The sequence below is a fragment of the Synechococcus sp. SYN20 genome (assembly GCF_014279555.1).
GTDB lineage: Bacteria > Cyanobacteriota > Cyanobacteriia > PCC-6307 > Cyanobiaceae > Synechococcus_C.
Genome location: NZ_CP047959.1, coordinates 2,228,020 through 2,245,116 on the forward strand (window position 1 = coordinate 2,228,020; position 17,097 = coordinate 2,245,116).

The window sequence follows — 17,097 nt, forward strand, 5'->3', positions numbered from 1 at the left end:
TGGGAACAAAGGCCTGAAGGATCGTCAGATACTCAAAATCAAAATCTCGTCACCACAAGAAGAGGCAGTCATCCCAATCAAGGAATGACTGCCGTACTCCATGGCTTTAGAGGTTTTTGGTCTGAACAGATGACGTCGTCAATGAACCGGAAGGAAATGGACGCTTCTGGGGCCGAAAACACAGAATCTGCATTTTGGCCAGGCCGATTGAACATCGTACACTTTCATGCCTACCCCGATGGAGCCTTTGTCAGGGAAGCGCGAACAAGCTTCTGGCATTGGCGGTGCTGGCATCAGCCACTTCCATCACGGTCTGCCCCCTCAGCTCGGCCACGCGTTCGGCAACTGATGCCACAAAAGCAGGTTCATTTCTCTTGCCGCGCCTGGGAACTGGGGCAAGAAATGGGCAATCGGTCTCAACAAGAAATCGATCTTGCGGTACGTCTTTGGCGCAGATATGCGTATCAACGGCTTTCGGGAAGGTCACTGTTCCACTGAAACTGATGTAAAAACCAAATTGGAGAAAAGCTGCCATTTCCGAGGGAGTCCCGCCCCAGCAATGCATCACGCCCCGTGGGCACGTGCCCCTGAGTTGTCTCTCACGGAGTTCAGCCAGCATCGGTTCAGCAGCATCACGGCAGTGAACAATCACAGGCAGATCAAGCTCCACAGCGAGATCTAGTTGAGGCTTCAACACAGACAGCTGCTGATCCAGGTTTTTATCTCGAAACAGATCGAGACCAAGCTCACCAATGGCCACGACACGGGAGTCGTCTTTGGCTGCGGCGCGTAAGACATCAACAGTATCGGTAGCCCAATGCTCCGTATCAAGCGGATGAACTCCGACGGAGTAACGCATTTCAGGGAAACGGTCGGCCAAAGCTCGAATCGCCGGAATCTCCGAAGGCTCAACGCAGGCGTGTAGCAATGATGCGACACCAGCTTCTCGCCATCGAGAAGCAACCTCATCAAGATCGTCCTCAAACGTGCGGAAGACGATGTGACAGTGACTGTCGATCAGGGTTGGAATGGACATCAGATCAGGACCTGAAACGCGCCTTCAGGCCCAATTGTGCCGGGGAGAGTCAGCTAACGCTTGGCTCGATAGCGCTCTTCACAGCAGCGCTCAGACGAGACTTTTGATGATCTCCGGTGTTGCGGTGCATCACTCCGCGCTTAACCGCTTTATCGATTTTACTAAAAGCAGCGTTCATGCTGGCTGTCAGCGTGGTTTTAGCCTCTTCACCTGGGGTCTCGCTGTAGGCACTGCATGCAGTGAAACAGCGCTTCATGAGGGTACGCAGCGCTGATTTATACGCTTTGTTCTGTAAGCGATTGCGCTCGCCGATCTCGACGCGCTTTTTCGATGACTTGTTATTGGCCACAGAGCCGGATTTCAGTTCAACAATCTGTGACCATAACCCACCGCGCCTCCAATCATCGAGCACATGGTTCATGGGCCACTTAGTTTGATCAAGAACAACGAACAGGTGATGACAGTGCTGAGCAATGAGCATCCGCCTGCCGGTCTCATGCGCTGCATCAGCACCGCTACGCAAGCCGAACAAGAACTTGATCGGATTGCAACCAGAGCCACCGGAGCAACCCAGCGCGAAGCGGAGCAACGGGTTCAAGAGATTTTGGAGCAGGTCAGGAGGGATGGGGATCAAGCGCTCATCATCCTCACAGAGCAATTTGACGGCTTCCGTCCGGAACCTCTGCGCATCGATCCAGGCCTGCTGGAACAAGCCTGGATCGACACGCCTGCCAACCTTCGCGACGCCTTGGATCTCGCGCACCGACGAATCCAAGATTTTCATCAGCGACAACGTCCCTCTGACCTCAGTGTTTCCGGAATTCACGGGGAACAGCTCGGGCGGCGATGGCGCCCGGTTGAGGCAGCCGGTCTTTACATCCCCGGGGGCAGAGCTGCATACCCCAGCACAGTTTTGATGAATGCTGTGCCTGCAAAAGCTGCGGGCGTGAAGCGAATTGCGATGGTCACCCCTGCTGGGGCGAACGGATTGATTAACACCACTGTTCTTGCAGCAGCTCACATTGCTGGGATCCGCGAGGTGTATCGAGTGGGCGGTGCACAAGCAATCGCAGCGCTTGCTTATGGAACAGAAACCATCCAAAAGGTTGATGTCATCAGTGGTCCAGGAAATCTTTTTGTGACCTTGGCCAAAAAATCGGTTTATGGGCAGGTGGGAATTGATTCTCTGGCAGGCCCAAGTGAAGTCCTGGTGATCGCCGACCAAACAGCCAAGCCAGAGCAGGTGGCGGCTGACCTCCTAGCTCAGGCAGAACATGACCCACTTGCTGCAGCCATCTTGCTCACCACGGAAGAGGAGCTCTCTCGATCTGTTCCCGTAGAGATTGAACGTCAACTTGCGTCCCATCCACGCGAAAACATTTGCAGGCAATCTTTAAATCAATGGGGGTTGATTGTGACTTGCAACAGCCTTGAGCAGTGCGCAAGCCTCAGCGATCGCTTCGCTCCTGAGCATTTAGAACTCCTTGTGGAGCGACCAAGAATGATGGCTGACCGCATTAACCACGCAGGTGCCATTTTTATTGGCCCATGGAGCCCGGAAGCAGTCGGAGATTATTTAGCCGGTCCCAATCACACACTTCCCACCTGTGGCGCCGCTCGATTTAGTGGTGCGCTCAGTGTTGAGACGTTCATGAGTCACACCTCGCTCATCGAGTTCAACAAGGAAGCCCTTGATGCAACCGGAGTGGCTGTAGAGACCTTGGCTATGAGCGAAGGTCTCCACAGCCACGCCAATTCGGTACGGATCCGTCTTCAGTGACGGGCGTTAACCCACACGCTCCAAGCTGCGCACTCCAGCAACGCCATCGTTGATTTCACCAACGAGAACTTCGTCAGCAAGGTTGACGAAGAGGCCGTTCTCCAAAACACCTGGAAGATTGTTGATGTCACGCTCAAGGGCAATCGGATCAGAGATTCCAGCCTCAAATCGCACATCCAGAACAAGATTGCCCTGGTCGGTCACCACAGGCCCTGCTTTACGGGTTGCCATGCGGAGTTCTGCAACTCCTCCCATTGATTTCAAACGGGATTGAACTTGCACCCATGCGCCAGGAAGCACTTCAACCGGTAATAAAAAGTCGAGGTTTAGACGCTGAACAAGCTTTGTGGAATCAACCACAACGATGAAGCGTTCTGCTCGGTCAGCAACAAGCTTTTCTTGCACATGGCAGGCACCACCACCCTTAATTAACTGAAAGGAAGGATCCACTTCATCAGCACCGTCGATCGCCAAATCGATGCGATCAATGGCGTTCAAAGCACGCAAGGGAATCCCCAACTCAGCGGCAAGAACTTCTCCTTGAAACGAGGTAGTCACACCGACAATGTCGTGAAGCTGACCTGCTGCCAGTCGTGCCCCGAGGCCTTGAATCATCAAAGCTGCAGTGGACCCAGAGCCGAGGCCCACGACCATGCCGTCACGAATCTGGGCAACAGCCGCCTCCGCGACGGCTTGCTTCATTTGAGTTTGGAGATCCGACATCGATCAACTGCTGAGGGCGAGACCGTAGCAAGAGCTCTCAGCTCATTCCTGGCAAAGGAGCCGGTTTCACCGACAGCTGCAGATCTCCCCCGCTGCGAAGAATCTGCAACAGCAACGGCTGGTCGATTTCAGCTTGGTCGACCTGTTTCAACAAATCCTGAGGATCTCGAATGGTGTCGTCGCCAGCTTGAACAATGAGATCACCGCGCCGTAATCCTGCACGTTGAGCAGGGCTATCGGGCAGAACCGATTGAACCAACGCTCCGGAGCGTTCCGGCAATTCAACGAGAGCGTTGGGGTCACGATTGTGTTCTCGCGCAATCCGAGCCGTAAGAGGAACAAGTTGAACTCCCAAGTAGGGATGTACAACCTCACCATCCTTTTGGAGTTGATCAGCAACTCGGGAAGCCAAATTGATCGGGATCGCGAAACCCAATCCGGCGCCTGGTCCAGAGCGGACCAGCGTGTTGATCCCAATTACTTCACCGGAAGCATTCACAAGCGGCCCGCCTGAATTACCAGGATTAATGGCGGCATCGGTCTGGATCAGATCCAGCCGCTTGTCGGAAAAGCCAAGGCTGCTGATATTGCGATGAAGACTGCTGACAATCCCCAACGTGACCGTTCGCTCCAAGCCGTAGGGAGTGCCTAACGCAATCGCCCAATCACCCACCTCCAAGGCCTCGGAGTCGCCCAACGTTGCAGGTGAGGGCAGGGCTCGTCCGGACAATTTGACCAGCGCGAGATCGGTGACCGGATCTTGTCCAATCACTTCCCCATCTCTCTGTTCCCCATCAGACAACGTCACATTCACAGTGGTGACTTGATCAACAACGTGGGCATTCGTCAAAACCAGACCACGCCCATCGATCACAACCCCTGACCCCTGCCCCCTTTGTCGCTCAGGGCCGATCCCATAGCCCGGTTCTCCCAGGAGATCACGCAGGAGGGGATCGATCAAATTCGGATCAAACGGCTGCCGCTCGATCAAACGCTCGGTGTCAATCCGTACAACCGACGGCGCCACCTCGCGGACGGCGTTAGCAACAAAGCTATGGCCACCGGCTGTAAACGACAGATCAGCAGCTTGAACAGGAAGGCTTCCAAAGCAAGAGATGACCAACAGGGCTGTCAGGCAACAACAGCGAATGATTTGCAAAACCTTCATGCCGGCGGCCAAGGATCGTGAATACTTAAGAATCGTCACGCTAGTGGCCCCACTCTTGTGAACGTCGCACGCTCACCATGCAACTTCTTTGAAAAAGAAGCACGGCATTAGTTTGTTCAACTCTTTCTTCACTGCAGAGCCATGACCGTGTCATCAAAAGCACAACTTCGATGCGAGCTCTGTCAGATCGAGATCAATGAAAACGCTGATCAAGGCGACGAGGTTTTGTTCAGTCGTGGTGCCACCGGGAGTCGCAGCAAACTTTGGGCTCGCGTGTGTCAGTACCTAAAAACAGGTGAGCAGAAGGCTGCTTGCATCAATCAAGACGCATCCCAACGCGGCACCGAGAAGCCTGGTGATCGCTACGAAGACGTCGCCCCTGTTGAAGTCGGAGGCACTCAGGCCGAAAACTGATCCCGATCGTGCATTTTCCAATCCTGGACTGGCACAGGTCCCAAATTCGTGTCTATTACTACCGTTAGGTACGACATCAACGATCAATCATGCGCTTGCTTAAAGCGGCCGCTACTGGCCTGATCGCCCTCACTTCGGTGGGCCTTGTGGCTTGCCAAAAGTCAGCTCCTACAAACGGGAGTGGAGCGTCAGGTCAGACGGGCAACGTGTTTGAGACAGGAAAGCTCAGAGCAGTCGTCGTTGACGATGTGCTCCCCATGGTTGATGAAAAAGATGGCAAGTACGAAGGTCTTTCTTTCGTGGTGCTTAATGCCATCCGCGATCAGCTGAAATCAGCGACCGAAAACAAGTCCGACGACATCGTGATCGAGCCTGTTTCGATCAAGTCTGCCCAGGATGGACTGAACAAAATTCGTTCCGGAGAAGCTGATATCGCCTGTGGGGTTGCCTTTACTTGGGAGAGACAAAGAACGCTGACTTACAGCTTGCCCTTTGCAACAAGTGGCGTGCGTCTACTGGCACCCAAGGGGAATGATGGAACACCAGAGAGTCTCAAGGGAAAAACAATTGGCGTCGTAAAAGACACGGCTGCAGCAGCAGTGTTAGCCAAATCGGTAGATGAAGCCCAATTTCAATTCTTCTCTACTCCCACAGAAGCTCTCGCAGGCCTGAAAGACGGAACAGTTGAATTCCTTGGTGGAGACACTCTCTGGCTGAAAGCAAGTCGAGCAGCCACAGCTCCGGATGCTGATCTCGTCCCCACATTCCCTTATGCACGATCCAGCGTGGGCTGTGTTGTCGCAGACACCACCCCTCACCTTCTGAATTACAGCAACTTGGCCATCGGTCGGATGCTGACCGCCTATGTGGACGACAACAAGGACGTACGCACAGCCGTCAACAAGTGGATTGGTCCCGATAGTCAAGTTGGACTCAGCGAAAACATGATTGGCGATTTCTTCACCATCGTGCTCGCTACGACAGCTGAATTATCAAAAGGCTCCTGAGCTTTATTCCTCAAAACCATTCAAATTTCACTTCTTTCATGAAAAAAACAACTCTGCTGAGCATCGCTGCAATCCTCGCCTCAAGCACTGTCTTGACCGACGCATCACACTCAGCTGTCCTCAGCGAGCCCGATCTAGGAAATGCTCTAGAGCAGCGCATTGAGAAGCTCTCGAGTGACGCTTGGGCGCGATTAGGGGCCAGTGATCACAAAGAGGGCCAGACCATTGCCAGAGCTTGGGGCAACGGCAACGGCCGCGCCTTCGGCAACGGTGGTGGCCGTGGACGCGCCTTTGGCAATGGCGGCGGCCGCGGCTTCGCCAATGGCTATCGCGCAGGTTTCGCCAATTGGTGAACCACGCTGATTACGGACCTATCGGCCTCTTGGTGATTCAGGCCACATCACTCTGCAATCTTGATTGCAGTTACTGCTACCTGCCTGATCGCCAAAAACGAAGGATCTTTGATCTCAACCAATTACCTGTGTTGCTGAACAGGGTGTACGAGAGCCCCTTCTGGGGCCCTCATCTTTCAATCCTTTGGCATGCAGGTGAACCGCTCACGTTGCCCTGCAGTTTTTACGACGAGGCCAGTGCCATCGTGCGTGAGCAAACAGCTGAGCTGCAGGAGCAAGGGGTTCAGATTGAGCAGCATGTGCAAACCAATGCCACGTTGATTAACGACGCCTGGTGTGAATGCTTTAAGCGCAATCAAATTGTTGTTGGAGTCAGCGTTGATGGACCAGAAGAGATCCATGATTCCCATCGCCGTTTTCGCAATGGGAGTGGCTCTCATGCTCTAACAATGCGTGGTATTCGAAAACTTCAAGATCACGCGATTCCCATCCATGCGATCGCCGTACTCACGAGTGCGGCAATGGAAGATCCAGAGAGGATGTATTCCTTTTTCCGTGACAATGGGATTCATGATCTCGGCTTCAACGTGGAAGAGCAGGAGGGCGTCAACGCAAGCTCATCCATGCAGGGACTAAACCGAGAAAAGCAATATCACAACTTCTTAAAGTGCTTTTGGCAGTGCAATCAAAGAGACGGATTTCCAATTCGCCTGCGTGAATTTGATCAAATCACTGAAATGATGGCTGGCGGGCAAAGACTGCTTCAAAACGAAATGAATCGCCCATACTCGATCTTGAGTGTGGACTCAGCTGGCAATTTTTCCACGTTTGACCCTGAATTGCTCTCCGTTGAAACAAAAAAGTATGGGTTATTTAATTTAGGAAATATTCGTGATCAATCTCTTATCGGTGCTGCTGAGACTGAGACGTTTCGCCAATTGCTTCAAGACATGACAATTGGCACATCGCTTTGCCGTGATCAATGCGACTACTACGGATTTTGCGGAGGCGGTACTGGAAGCAACAAATACTGGGAGCATGGAACTTTGGCTTCCAGTGAAACTTGTGCCTGCCGCTTTTCAACCCAAATTCCTGTCAACGTTCTTCTCGAACAAATTGAAGACAAGGGTGTAAAAACGCCCTAACATTTTCAACAACAAACATGCCTTCACTTGCGCTTAAAGATTTTCGATTGGCCACCACTTTTGGGGTGGTTGCAGCTTGCTCATCGCTGATTTTTGCTCACGCGCCCGTAGCTCAAGCGGGTTGCACCTTTTTGATGCCAATCGGCGGAAATGGCGACGGTCCTAAGCCCTACATCGTCAAAAAGAGAGTTCAACGCAACAAGGCATTGATAGGCCGTACGAACTGGAATACCGACTTTGTCGTGAACCAACCTTTTGCCTCTTACAAACTCTTCTTCACGGCAGACTCAACAGATAGCAACCCAGGGTCCTATCCAATCGAAGCCTTTCTGAAATTTTCAGACGGCAGCAATTTAAGAGTTGTCAACGAATTCATGAAGCCACCTACGGGAACTGGAGCTCAGTTCGGTCCATTCCAGACTCCTCAAGGGAAAGCTGTCAGCCAAGTGAACTTCAAAATTGGTGCTGGCAACGATCCTGGAGCAACGGGATTCAGCTACCGCATTTCGGTACAAGGTTGCGACTGAACCGCGAAAGGCCAATCAACTATATTTTTGATTGGCCTGGTGAGTTCCTCTCTCCGGGAGGGTGATCGCTGTATCAACCATCGGGCCGGTGCCCGACAACCTTCCGATTGTTCTTGCCCCATCCCTTACTCCCTGATCTAAAGGAATTGGCGTCTGCCACAGCCCTAGACCATGGGTTTGAGCTGGCTGATTTGCAGGCCCTAGCCCACATGCAACCGATGACGGTGCAGATCCAAATTCGCCGTCCCAGCGGAGACGATGTGACTTTGGATGATTGCGCCGGTTTCAGTGCACCGATGGGACAAGCCCTGGAGAATTCTGCTCTTCTCACCGAGGCTTATGTCCTTGAGATCAGCAGCCCAGGGATCGGAGAACATCTTCAATCGGATCGCGATTTCCAGACTTTTCGTCGCTATCCGGTCGACGTGATTCAACGTGACACTGAAGGGACGCAACAAAGGCACTCCGGAACCCTTTTAGAGCGAACGGAAGATCACATCAAGCTCAGTATTCACGGGCGAATCAAACAGATCCCGCGGGACTCCGTTGTTTCTGTTGAGCTCACCAGTCCAACAGGCTGACCCCTTTTAGCCGCTTTTCAACCTCACTCACTTCCCAGACTTTCACTCCCGTCCTCGATGGCTCTCGTCCTTCTCCCCGGCCTCAGCAACCTGATCGAAGACATCAGCGAGGAAAAGAAACTCGCCCCTCAGGTCGTTGAGGCTGCCCTGCGGGAAGCACTCTTAAAAGGCTACGAACGCTATCGGCGCACTCTTTATTTAGGAATCAGTGAAGATCCGTTTGACGAGGAATACTTCAGCAATTTTGATGTCGCCCTCGATCTCGATGAAGAGGGTTATCGGGTGCTCGCCAGCAAAATCATTGTTGATGACGTTGAAAGTGAAGACCACCAGATTGCCCTGGCCGAGGTGATGCAGGTGGCTGAAGACGCCCAGGCCGGCGACACTGTCGTCCTTGACGTCACTCCCGAGAAAGAGGATTTCGGTCGCATGGCAGCTGCCACGACCAAGCAAGTCCTGGCTCAAAAGCTGCGCGATCAGCAGCGACGGATGATCCAAGAGGAATTCGCAGATCTTGAAGATCCAGTCCTGACCGCCCGCGTGATTCGTTTCGAGCGTCAGTCGATCATCATGGCCGTGAGTTCTGGTCTCGGACGCCCCGAGGTCGAAGCTGAATTACCAAGGCGCGATCAGCTCCCTAACGACAACTACCGTGCCAACGCCACCTTCAAGGTCTTCCTTAAGGAGGTCAGTGAAGTTCCTCGTCGTGGGCCTCAACTCTTTGTGAGTCGAGCCAACGCAGGGCTAGTGGTGTATTTGTTTGAAAATGAGGTTCCTGAAATTCAGGAGGGCTCTGTACGCATCGTTGCCGTAGCCCGTGAAGCCAATCCTCCATCGAGATCGGTAGGGCCTCGTACCAAGGTGGCCGTCGACAGCATCGAGAGAGAAGTTGATCCTGTTGGAGCCTGCATCGGAGCCCGGGGCTCACGCATTCAACAAGTCGTGAATGAACTCCGTGGCGAAAAAATTGATGTCATCCGCTGGTCACAAGATGCCAGCCAGTACATCGCCAACTCGCTGAGTCCAGCTCGAGTCGAGGTGGTGCGTCTTGTTGATCCCGAAGGGCAACACGCCCATGTGTTGGTGCCACCCGATCAACTCAGCCTTGCGATCGGCCGAGAAGGCCAAAACGTTCGTCTTGCTGCTCGATTAACGGGTTGGAAAATTGACATCAAAAATTCAACGGAATACGACCAAACCGCAGAAGATGCTGTAGTTGCAGAGCTCATCTCCCAAAGGGAAGAGGAAGAAGCCCTTCAGCGCGAGGCGGAAGAGCGCATCGCCGTTGAACAAGCAGCCAGGGCGGAAGAAGATGCCCGACTTCGCGAGCTGTATCCCCTTCCCGAAGATGAGGAGGGATATACGGAAGATGGAGAATATTACGAGGACGCTGAAGCTTCAGGAGAAGAGCCAGTGGCAGAAGCTTTTGAAGAATCAGTCGAAACTGCTGAGACCGAACTACAGGCGGAAGATCAGTCCGAACAACAGGAAGATGCGCCCGATTCTGAGCTGGCACCCAGCGCAAGCGACGACGAGGAAGGAGCCCGGTGAACGATTCGCGCCCCGTCCTCCGTCGCTGTGTCGCCTGCCGTGAGCTGCTCGACCGAAGCACGCTTTTGCGAGTGATTCGTGACCATCAGGAGGGGGTCCTCCTCGATCAGGGAATGGGCCGATCGGCCTACCTCTGTCCGACTGAGGCCTGTTTTGAAGAGGCTCGCCGCCGCAAAAAGCTTCAGAAATCCCTGCGTTGCCAGGTTTCTGACGACTTAATGACGGCGCTGCAAGAGCGGCTCACCGAACCTCGGGTTGCAGCCGCTGAGGCAAGATGAACACTGGCACCACGTGTGTGGAGCCCCGAGGCACACCGTGCCCGGACCGACCGGAGACCTGAATGACCAGCAGCGGCAAAGTCAGAATTTATGAGTTGTCCAAGGACCTTGGCTTGGAGAACAAAGATGTCCTGGATGCCGCCGAGAAGCTGTCCATCGCGGCAAGGAGCCATAGCAGCTCCATCAGCGATACAGAAGCCGGCAAAATCCGAAACCTTTTAAAGCAAGGTGGGAGTGCAGTTGCGTCTGCTCCTACCAAGCCAGCGCCTGGAAAAGCAATTCTCTCGGTCAAAAAGGCATCTAGTCCAGCAGCCCCGTCGATGCCCAGCAAACCTGTGGCTCCTGCGGCAGCAAAACCATCGCCCAAACCGTCTGCACCTTCACGACCAGGAGCACCCCTGCCCCAAATCGTGCAGCAGCCCGTGTCGCGTCAAACAGCACCACAAAAGCCGGTGAGCAGACCAAGCGCCCCCGCAGTGGCCGCGCCAGCACCTTCTGCAGCAGCACCGTCTGCAGCAACACCGTCTGCGCCCACACCACGGCCCAAGCCTGCGGCAGCGCCCTCAGCTCCAAAGCCTTCAGCTCCCGCTCCTACCGCTTCTGCTCCATCAGCTCCTGCAAGGCCCACCTCGGCCAAACCTGCACCTGTTCCTTCAAGGCCAACAGGCACCTCACCGGTGAAGCGTCCTGGCAGCGAAGCCAGCAGCCCCCGGCCTACCGCTCCGCCATCGCGTCCGCAACCGAAAGCGCCAGTGAACCGAGGGGCGCCGCAGCGACCCGCACCCAAACCAGAACTCGTTGGCCGGCCACAGCCCAAGCGTGCTGCTCCTGGTGCACCCGTCCGTCAGATCGGACAACGCCCAGGTGTGAGTCCACGGCCAAGCGGGCCTCCAGGCCAGCGCTCCAACATGCCGCAACGCCCTGCAGGCGCTCAACGTCCAGGGGCCCCAACACGTCCTGGAGATGCTCCTTCTAAGCCGGGGCAACCCCGCTCAGCCGCGAGTTCGCTGGAATTGGTCGGCAAACCCATCCGCAGAGATGGCAGCAACGACGGCGCCGGTGGCCGCGGCGATGGACAAGGTCGTCCCCCTGGTGCAGCAAGACCGGGAGCCCCCCGTCCTGGTGGCATGCCAGGGATGCGTAAGCCGGTAGCCCCCGGTGAGCTCATGCAGCTCCAAAAACCGAATAACCGACCGTCAGCGCCACCACCGAGACGTGTTGATGGCACGCCTGTGGCCACGCGTAGCGGCGAGGCTGCCGCTGGAGGAGCCAAGGCCACACCGCCTGTTTCACGTCCTACAGCCACGCCACCATCGGCACCAAGGCGTCCAGGCTTCAGGCCTGGCCCAGGAGCTGGTGGTCAGCGCAGGCCTGGACGGCCTGACTGGGATGACAGCGCAAAACTGGAAGCGCTTCGCAGTAAATCACCTCAGAAACAGCGTCAAAAGGTCCATATCATCGGTGAAAACGATGATGCCCTAACCGCTGAGACCGGAGGCTTCGCTGGTGAACGCCAGGCGATGGTGCTATCGGCCAGCTTGGCCCGTCCTTCCAAGCCAAGAACGAAGCACAAGCCAGCTCCGAAGCCAGTTGCTGCCATCAGGAAGCGGCGTAAGGAAACCGCACGTCAGCGTCAGCGTCGTCGCGCGATGGAACTTCGTGCCGCAAGGGAAGCCAAACAGGTACGGCCCGAGATGATCGTGGTCCCTGAGGACAACCTGACGGTGCAAGAGCTCGCTGACATGCTCAGCATCGAGAGCTCTGAAATCATCAAATCCCTGTTTTTCAAAGGTGTCATTGCCACGGTCACGCAGACCTTGGACATGCCCACCATTGAGGCTGTGGCTCAGGAATTCGGCGTACCTGTGCTTCAGGATGATGTCGAAGAGGCGGCCAAGAAGACCGTCGAGATGATCGAAGAGAAAGACCGCGCCCATCTCATTCGCCGTCCCCCCGTCGTCACCGTCATGGGTCACGTCGACCACGGCAAGACGAGTCTTCTCGATGCGATCCGCCAAGCCCGCGTCGCCGCTGGAGAAGCTGGAGGAATCACCCAACACATTGGTGCCTATCAAGTAGAGATTCAGCACAACGATGCCCCTCAGAGGCTCACCTTCCTGGACACCCCAGGGCACGAAGCGTTCACCGCCATGCGGGCTCGAGGCACCAAAGTCACCGACGTTGCCGTCTTGGTGGTTGCGGCTGACGATGGGGTCCGTCCTCAGACCCTTGAAGCGATCAGCCACGCACGGGCGGCAGAAGTGCCGGTTGTTGTGGCCATCAACAAGATCGACAAAGAGGGAGCCTCTCCCGATCGCGTCAAACAGGAACTCTCTGAACAGAACCTGCTGGCGGAAGATTGGGGAGGCGATGTGGTGATGGTTCCCGTCAGTGCCCTGCGCGGTGAAAACATCGACAAGTTGCTTGAAATGATCCTCCTCGTCACTGAGGTTGAGGATTTACAAGCCAACCCCGATCGACTCGCGAAAGGCACTGTGATCGAGGCCCATCTCGACAAGGCCAAAGGTCCTGTGGCCACATTGCTGGTTCAGAACGGCACGCTCCGTACTGGTGACGTGCTTGCCGCAGGCCCCGTTCTCGGCAAAGTGCGCGCCATGGTGGATGACGGAGGCGGCCGTTTGAAAGAAGCCGGTCCTTCCTGTGCTGTGGAAGCACTTGGTTTCAGCGAAGTGCCCACTGCAGGCGACGAGTTTGAGGTCTACCCCGACGAGAAGTCAGCACGCGCTGTCGTCGGCGATCGTGCCTCCGATGCCCGCGCGAGTCGCCTGGCCCAACAAATGGCCTCACGTCGCGTGTCACTCACAGCCATGTCTGGTCAGGCCAAAGAGGGCGAGCTCAAAGAGCTCAATCTCATCCTTAAAGCCGACGTTCAAGGCAGTGTGGAAGCGATCCTTGGCTCGCTTGAACAGCTACCGAAAGACGAAGTACAGGTCCGTGTCCTGCTGTCCGCACCTGGCGAAGTCACAGAAACGGACGTCGATCTAGCGGCAGCCTCTGGCGCTGTGATCGTGGGCTTCAACACCTCGATGGCCTCAGGCGCAAAACGAGCGGCAGACGCCAATAGCGTTGACGTTCGCGACTACGACGTCATCTACAAGCTGCTGGAGGACATCCAGTTGGCCATGGAAGGCCTCCTGGAACCAGAACTTGTGGAAGAGTCCCTTGGAGAAGCAGAGGTTCGAGCCGTTTTCACAATCGGCAAGAGCGCTGTGGCTGGTTGTTATGTCACAACTGGAAAACTTCAACGCAACTGCAAGGTGCGCGTGCGTCGCGGCAAAGAAATCGTCTTCGCTGGAGATCTCGATTCCCTACGTCGCAACAAAGACGACGTTAAGGATGTGGCCACAGGGTTCGAATGCGGTATCGGCTGTGATCGCTTCGCCAATTGGAAGGACGGCGACATTGTTGAGGGCTACAAGCTCGTGACCCAGCGCCGCAAGCTCGCCACCTAATGTCGCCTCGCAACGAGCCGCTTCTATGGCTCCAGTTGGTGGCGATTGGAGCCATCCCACTGGAGCTACAGCTGCTTCGGTTGATCTTGGCTGGCTCGGATCTCGGTCCGGTGCCCTCGGTGGAACGCTTTCTCTGCTGGGGGATCGCCGTTGTTGCTCCTGCCGTTTTGCTCTGGAAACGGCCTGTTGATTGGGGCTCCCTTCTTCTCGTGCGTCAACCCTTAAAAGGGCGAACAACCTGGCAACGAAAAATCAGTCACTGCCAAGACAACCTACTTTTAAAAATGAGTGGAGCGGCGGGGGCAGTTCTTCTGCTTGTGCTGTTCTGGTGGATCGATCGATCCTCGCTGTTGATTGCTGATCTCTCTCCTTTAAGAAGTGGGCATCGCCTTCAAAGCCTGCTGATCGCAACACCACTGCTGGCCATCATTTTTTGGCAATGGAATCAGCTGGTTCAGTCCATCTGGCTTCTCACTCGTCCTTCGATGGCCATTGAAGGAGCTTTGGCGATGAGTGAACGCCAGCTAGAAGACTCAAGGTTTTCACTCGGATTGGGTCTTCTACGCCTGGAGTCGTTGGATTGGGACACGGCAGAGGTCAACACATCAACAGTTGATGAACCGAAGGAACCTCAAAAGACCATCGAGACGCCTCCACCTCCTGAGCCATCCATCGAGCAGGACGAGGAGGATCTCTCAGACTCTGACTCCAACGCTTTGAACGACCCAAACGAAGAAGGACTGAATCTCCCTAAGGCGCCAGATTCAAGTCTCTCGAGTTCGATCGAACCAGAGCAAGCTGCCGAAGAGAGCAACAGCGCTGATCTGGATGACCAGATCACTGAGAACAACATCGTTTCCAGCACTGACTCTGAAGGTCATGACGAACAGACCAAGACCTCCGGAAGCGAAGAGAGCGAGCCAAAGCAAGCGCCGTAGCGACCGCCAAGGCGTGCGCGCTTCCTGCAAGAGCCTCGCCTTCAGTTCTGGATCCAACTGTCTTTGAGAGTCGCGGTCGCTCAAACCCTGTGCTGCGCAATGCCAAATGTTAAGTTCCTAAAGCTGCCGATGTAGCTCAGCTGGTAGAGCAACGCTTTCGTAAAGCGTGGGTCGCCTGTTCAAGTCAGGTCATCGGCTTAAAACACCAACCCAGTTGCAGCATGACATTTGCGCTGTAGCTGTTTTTTATGCCCCTGCACTTTCAAGCCGTAAAGGCGTCTTCACTTTGCGATCAATTCTGCTTTCGCAGAATATCCAGGGCTAAATACTTTCAACATCGAATCAACGACTGGTAACCGGTAAAAGCAATCGGTATCACACAACTAATAAAGCCCTTGAGCGAGCTCAAGTTGTACCGATGCTTTTTATCTCAGTTGAAACGTATCCGCATGATCCAACTGATCACCACTGGAGATGACGACGAACCCAAGCCAATAGAAGGGGTGCATCAACCCTTGAAATTCCACAGTGAATCCCAAGTTATAAGGGAGCAATCTGCAGATTGAGTCCGGAAGGGCAATGCGCCGAACGATCTAAAGATCAGCAGCAGTCGCAACTGTTGCAGCACTCCTCGGAACCGGCGTGTCCGTCAGCGCAAGGCTGTGAGCAATACACCTTGCCATCTTTCTCGACAGCGGATTCAACAGACACTGCGCAGGTGCAGGGAGCACAGGCACAAATTTGATTACTGGTTGCCATGCCTTGAGTGGACGTCTCCCACTTTCATAAAACGGAAATGCGTCCAAGTCCATCACCCATCTGGGGGAAAGCACACTCCTTCAAACTGAAACCATCTAAACCAGAGTTCATGGCCAGCATCGAACCCAGCAAGCTCGATCGCATGAAACGCAGCTTTGGGAACGATGCCGCACTCGATGAAGTGTTCATCGTGCTGAGTATCGGTGCAGGGCTCATCGCAACTCTGGGGTTACTCGCCAACAGCCCCGCCGTCGTGATCGGGGCGATGGTCGTGGCTCCATGGATCATGCCGCTAAGAGCCGCAGCTTTTGCCGTGCTTTTTGGTGACATCCCCCTGCTCACCCGTTCCTTGCGAACATTGTTCGTGGGCGTATGCGCTACCACTCTCCTATCCATTGTGTTGGGAAAACTGGCAGGGTTGCCTCAATTCGGCTCGGAAGTCGCAGCGCGGACATCGCCAAACCTTCTCGATTTAGGGATCGCTCTTGTGGCCGGTGGACTGGCCACTTACGCCAAGCTTCGCAGTGATGCCGTGAGCTCACTGGCAGGAACTGCCATTGCCGTTGCTCTTGTACCACCGGTCTGCGTGATGGGCCTTCTCCTATCCCATGCGTATTGGGAAGACGCGCTGGGAGCCGGCCTCCTGTTTGCCACCAACCTTCTTGGCATTTTGACCGGGGGATTGGTCCTCATGGCCTGCAGGGACTCCTACTTTCGCCAGGAACTCAAGCGAAGCCATTTAGGAGCCGCAAACTTTGCACTCACCGGCTTGTTATTGATTCCGCTAGGGAGCAGTTTTATAAATCTTCTTAGCCAGGCAAGACAAGACAACACTCGCGATTCAGTGGAAAAAACCATTGAACAATTTCTAACGCGGCAAACCTTGACTTTTGGAGACAAAAAGAAAGTTGACGTCGAGAGAGTTGATATTGACTGGAAGCAAAATCCACCGGTCGTCCGAGTGGTCGTGCGTGTTGCAGATCCAGAACTTCCAACCTTCAAACAAGTTTCAGCCGTTCAAGAAGAGATCAATAAAAGGCAAAGGCTTCGATTTCGACTTGTCGTTCAACGGACAGCTGTTGACATTGTCGGCCCCAAAGAAAAGCCCAACACTCAAACTCCAATCTCCAAAAAACTCATCGATTTAAACACCCAACCATTTAATGAAACAGAACCCATTGATAGCTCTAGAACCTTCAAGGAAGTACCAAAAATTGACAACATGCCCTTCCTTGACAACATGCAACCGTTGATGAATGAAAACAAAAACAGGCCCAACTCAATATCTGAGCTTGAAGAGATCAAGGCAGAAAAAGAGTTGCCTCTTGACATTCAACCTACAGGTAAAACCTTAAACTAATTTC

17 protein-coding genes, 1 tRNA gene and 1 pseudogene are annotated in these 17,097 nt (G+C 54.5%); 13 read left to right on the forward strand and 6 right to left on the reverse strand.

Translation table 11 applies throughout. From position 1 onward, the window contains the following. Positions 1 to 250: 250 nt before the first annotated feature. Both SynSYN20_RS11865 and rpsT read right to left on the reverse strand, forming a co-directional pair. Complete coding sequence (locus tag SynSYN20_RS11865) at positions 251 to 1,036, reverse strand: TatD family hydrolase (RefSeq protein ID WP_186523825.1); 786 nt, start codon at positions 1,034 to 1,036, stop codon at positions 251 to 253. Positions 1,037 to 1,085: 49 nt separating this feature from the next. Continuing rightward, entirely contained in the window at positions 1,086 to 1,385 is a 300-nt protein-coding gene (gene rpsT / locus SynSYN20_RS11870; RefSeq protein ID WP_186525630.1) for a 30S ribosomal protein S20, read from the reverse strand. A gap of 147 nt (positions 1,386 to 1,532) precedes the next feature. Between rpsT and hisD the strand changes: the two genes are divergently transcribed. Continuing rightward, positions 1,533 to 2,816: a histidinol dehydrogenase gene (gene hisD, locus SynSYN20_RS11875; RefSeq protein WP_186525631.1), complete on the forward strand. Its 1,284-nt coding sequence runs from the start codon at positions 1,533 to 1,535 to the stop codon at positions 2,814 to 2,816. Positions 2,817 to 2,822: 6 nt separating this feature from the next. On the opposite strand, the gene rpiA is transcribed toward hisD, so the two are convergent. Both rpiA and SynSYN20_RS11885 read right to left on the reverse strand, forming a co-directional pair. Then, positions 2,823 to 3,539 carry a ribose-5-phosphate isomerase RpiA gene (gene rpiA / locus SynSYN20_RS11880; protein WP_186523826.1) on the reverse strand — a complete coding sequence of 239 codons (717 nt, stop codon included), beginning with the start codon at positions 3,537 to 3,539 and terminating at the stop codon, positions 2,823 to 2,825. Between the two features lie 37 nt (positions 3,540 to 3,576). Continuing rightward, a complete protein-coding gene (locus tag SynSYN20_RS11885; RefSeq protein ID WP_186525632.1) occupies positions 3,577 to 4,707 on the reverse strand; it encodes a trypsin-like peptidase domain-containing protein in 1,131 nt (376 codons plus the stop codon). A gap of 141 nt (positions 4,708 to 4,848) precedes the next feature. Here SynSYN20_RS11885 and SynSYN20_RS11890 point away from each other — a divergent pair, with 141 nt between their 5' ends. From SynSYN20_RS11890 to SynSYN20_RS14560, 10 genes and pseudogenes are all read left to right on the forward strand, one after another. Beyond that, complete coding sequence (locus SynSYN20_RS11890) at positions 4,849 to 5,121, forward strand: hypothetical protein (protein ID WP_186523827.1); 273 nt, start codon at positions 4,849 to 4,851, stop codon at positions 5,119 to 5,121. Positions 5,122 to 5,210: 89 nt separating this feature from the next. Beyond that, the gene (gene grrP, locus SynSYN20_RS11895) at positions 5,211 to 6,128 is read left to right on the forward strand and encodes an extracellular substrate binding-like orphan protein GrrP (protein ID WP_186523828.1); all 918 of its coding nucleotides are present in this window, start codon (positions 5,211 to 5,213) and stop codon (positions 6,126 to 6,128) included. 38 nt (positions 6,129 to 6,166) lie between these two features. After that, positions 6,167 to 6,481: a GrrA/OscA1 family cyclophane-containing rSAM-modified RiPP gene (gene grrA / locus SynSYN20_RS11900; protein ID WP_186523829.1), complete on the forward strand. Its 315-nt coding sequence runs from the start codon at positions 6,167 to 6,169 to the stop codon at positions 6,479 to 6,481. Continuing rightward, positions 6,478 to 7,626, forward strand: a complete 1,149-nt coding sequence (grrM, locus tag SynSYN20_RS11905; protein ID WP_186523830.1) for a cyclophane-forming radical SAM/SPASM peptide maturase GrrM/OscB — start codon at positions 6,478 to 6,480, stop codon at positions 7,624 to 7,626. The genes grrA and grrM overlap by 4 nt, the downstream gene beginning before the upstream one ends. Positions 7,627 to 7,643: 17 nt before the next feature. Beyond that, positions 7,644 to 8,153: a hypothetical protein gene (locus tag SynSYN20_RS11910; protein ID WP_186523831.1), complete on the forward strand. Its 510-nt coding sequence runs from the start codon at positions 7,644 to 7,646 to the stop codon at positions 8,151 to 8,153. Between the two features lie 113 nt (positions 8,154 to 8,266). Then, positions 8,267 to 8,734 (forward strand): ribosome maturation factor RimP, encoded by a 468-nt coding sequence (rimP, locus tag SynSYN20_RS11915; protein WP_186523832.1) that lies wholly within the window; start codon positions 8,267 to 8,269, stop codon positions 8,732 to 8,734. 57 nt (positions 8,735 to 8,791) lie between these two features. Next, positions 8,792 to 10,285: a transcription termination factor NusA gene (nusA, locus tag SynSYN20_RS11920; protein ID WP_186523833.1), complete on the forward strand. Its 1,494-nt coding sequence runs from the start codon at positions 8,792 to 8,794 to the stop codon at positions 10,283 to 10,285. Further along, the gene (locus SynSYN20_RS11925; RefSeq protein WP_186523834.1) at positions 10,282 to 10,563 is read left to right on the forward strand and encodes a YlxR family protein; all 282 of its coding nucleotides are present in this window, start codon (positions 10,282 to 10,284) and stop codon (positions 10,561 to 10,563) included. The genes nusA and SynSYN20_RS11925 overlap by 4 nt, the downstream gene beginning before the upstream one ends. Positions 10,564 to 10,625: 62 nt before the next feature. Further along, the gene (gene infB / locus SynSYN20_RS11930; RefSeq protein WP_186523835.1) at positions 10,626 to 14,036 is read left to right on the forward strand and encodes a translation initiation factor IF-2; all 3,411 of its coding nucleotides are present in this window, start codon (positions 10,626 to 10,628) and stop codon (positions 14,034 to 14,036) included. Then, a pseudogene (locus tag SynSYN20_RS14560) lies at positions 14,036 to 14,596 on the forward strand (low-complexity tail membrane protein); the annotation flags it as partial. The gene infB and the pseudogene SynSYN20_RS14560, both read left to right, overlap by 1 nt. 204 nt (positions 14,597 to 14,800) lie before the next feature. Here the strand turns inward: SynSYN20_RS14560 and SynSYN20_RS11935 are convergent. Continuing rightward, positions 14,801 to 15,058 (reverse strand): DUF3493 domain-containing protein, encoded by a 258-nt coding sequence (locus tag SynSYN20_RS11935; RefSeq protein ID WP_370586684.1) that lies wholly within the window; start codon positions 15,056 to 15,058, stop codon positions 14,801 to 14,803. Positions 15,059 to 15,099: 41 nt separating this feature from the next. Here SynSYN20_RS11935 and SynSYN20_RS11940 point away from each other — a divergent pair. Continuing rightward, positions 15,100 to 15,172: transfer RNA gene (locus tag SynSYN20_RS11940), tRNA-Thr, on the forward strand. A 402-nt stretch (positions 15,173 to 15,574) separates the two neighbouring features. On the opposite strand, the gene SynSYN20_RS11945 is transcribed toward SynSYN20_RS11940, so the two are convergent. Then, positions 15,575 to 15,733 carry a metallothionein gene (locus SynSYN20_RS11945; RefSeq protein ID WP_186523836.1) on the reverse strand — a complete coding sequence of 53 codons (159 nt, stop codon included), beginning with the start codon at positions 15,731 to 15,733 and terminating at the stop codon, positions 15,575 to 15,577. 109 nt (positions 15,734 to 15,842) lie between these two features. Here SynSYN20_RS11945 and SynSYN20_RS11950 point away from each other — a divergent pair, with 109 nt between their 5' ends. Next, positions 15,843 to 17,093 carry a DUF389 domain-containing protein gene (locus SynSYN20_RS11950; RefSeq protein ID WP_186523837.1) on the forward strand — a complete coding sequence of 417 codons (1,251 nt, stop codon included), beginning with the start codon at positions 15,843 to 15,845 and terminating at the stop codon, positions 17,091 to 17,093. The last annotated feature ends 4 nt before the right edge of the window (positions 17,094 to 17,097 follow it).

Excerpts from the sequence above, each read along its gene's own strand:
- SynSYN20_RS11865 (WP_186523825.1), bottom strand. The coding sequence starts at position 1,036 with ATGTCCATTCCAACCCTGATCGACAGTCACTGTCACATCGTCTTCCGC.
- hisD (WP_186525631.1), top strand. The coding sequence starts at position 1,533 with ATGCGCTGCATCAGCACCGCTACGCAAGCCGAACAAGAACTTGATCGG.
- rpiA (WP_186523826.1), bottom strand. The coding sequence starts at position 3,539 with ATGTCGGATCTCCAAACTCAAATGAAGCAAGCCGTCGCGGAGGCGGCT.
- SynSYN20_RS11885 (WP_186525632.1), bottom strand. The coding sequence starts at position 4,707 with ATGAAGGTTTTGCAAATCATTCGCTGTTGTTGCCTGACAGCCCTGTTG.
- SynSYN20_RS11890 (WP_186523827.1), top strand. The coding sequence starts at position 4,849 with ATGACCGTGTCATCAAAAGCACAACTTCGATGCGAGCTCTGTCAGATC.
- grrP (WP_186523828.1), top strand. The coding sequence starts at position 5,211 with ATGCGCTTGCTTAAAGCGGCCGCTACTGGCCTGATCGCCCTCACTTCG.
- grrA (WP_186523829.1), top strand. The coding sequence starts at position 6,167 with ATGAAAAAAACAACTCTGCTGAGCATCGCTGCAATCCTCGCCTCAAGC.
- SynSYN20_RS11910 (WP_186523831.1), top strand. The coding sequence starts at position 7,644 with ATGCCTTCACTTGCGCTTAAAGATTTTCGATTGGCCACCACTTTTGGG.
- nusA (WP_186523833.1), top strand. The coding sequence starts at position 8,792 with ATGGCTCTCGTCCTTCTCCCCGGCCTCAGCAACCTGATCGAAGACATC.
- infB (WP_186523835.1), top strand. The coding sequence starts at position 10,626 with ATGACCAGCAGCGGCAAAGTCAGAATTTATGAGTTGTCCAAGGACCTT.
- SynSYN20_RS11945 (WP_186523836.1), bottom strand. The coding sequence starts at position 15,733 with ATGGCAACCAGTAATCAAATTTGTGCCTGTGCTCCCTGCACCTGCGCA.
- SynSYN20_RS11950 (WP_186523837.1), top strand. The coding sequence starts at position 15,843 with ATGGCCAGCATCGAACCCAGCAAGCTCGATCGCATGAAACGCAGCTTT.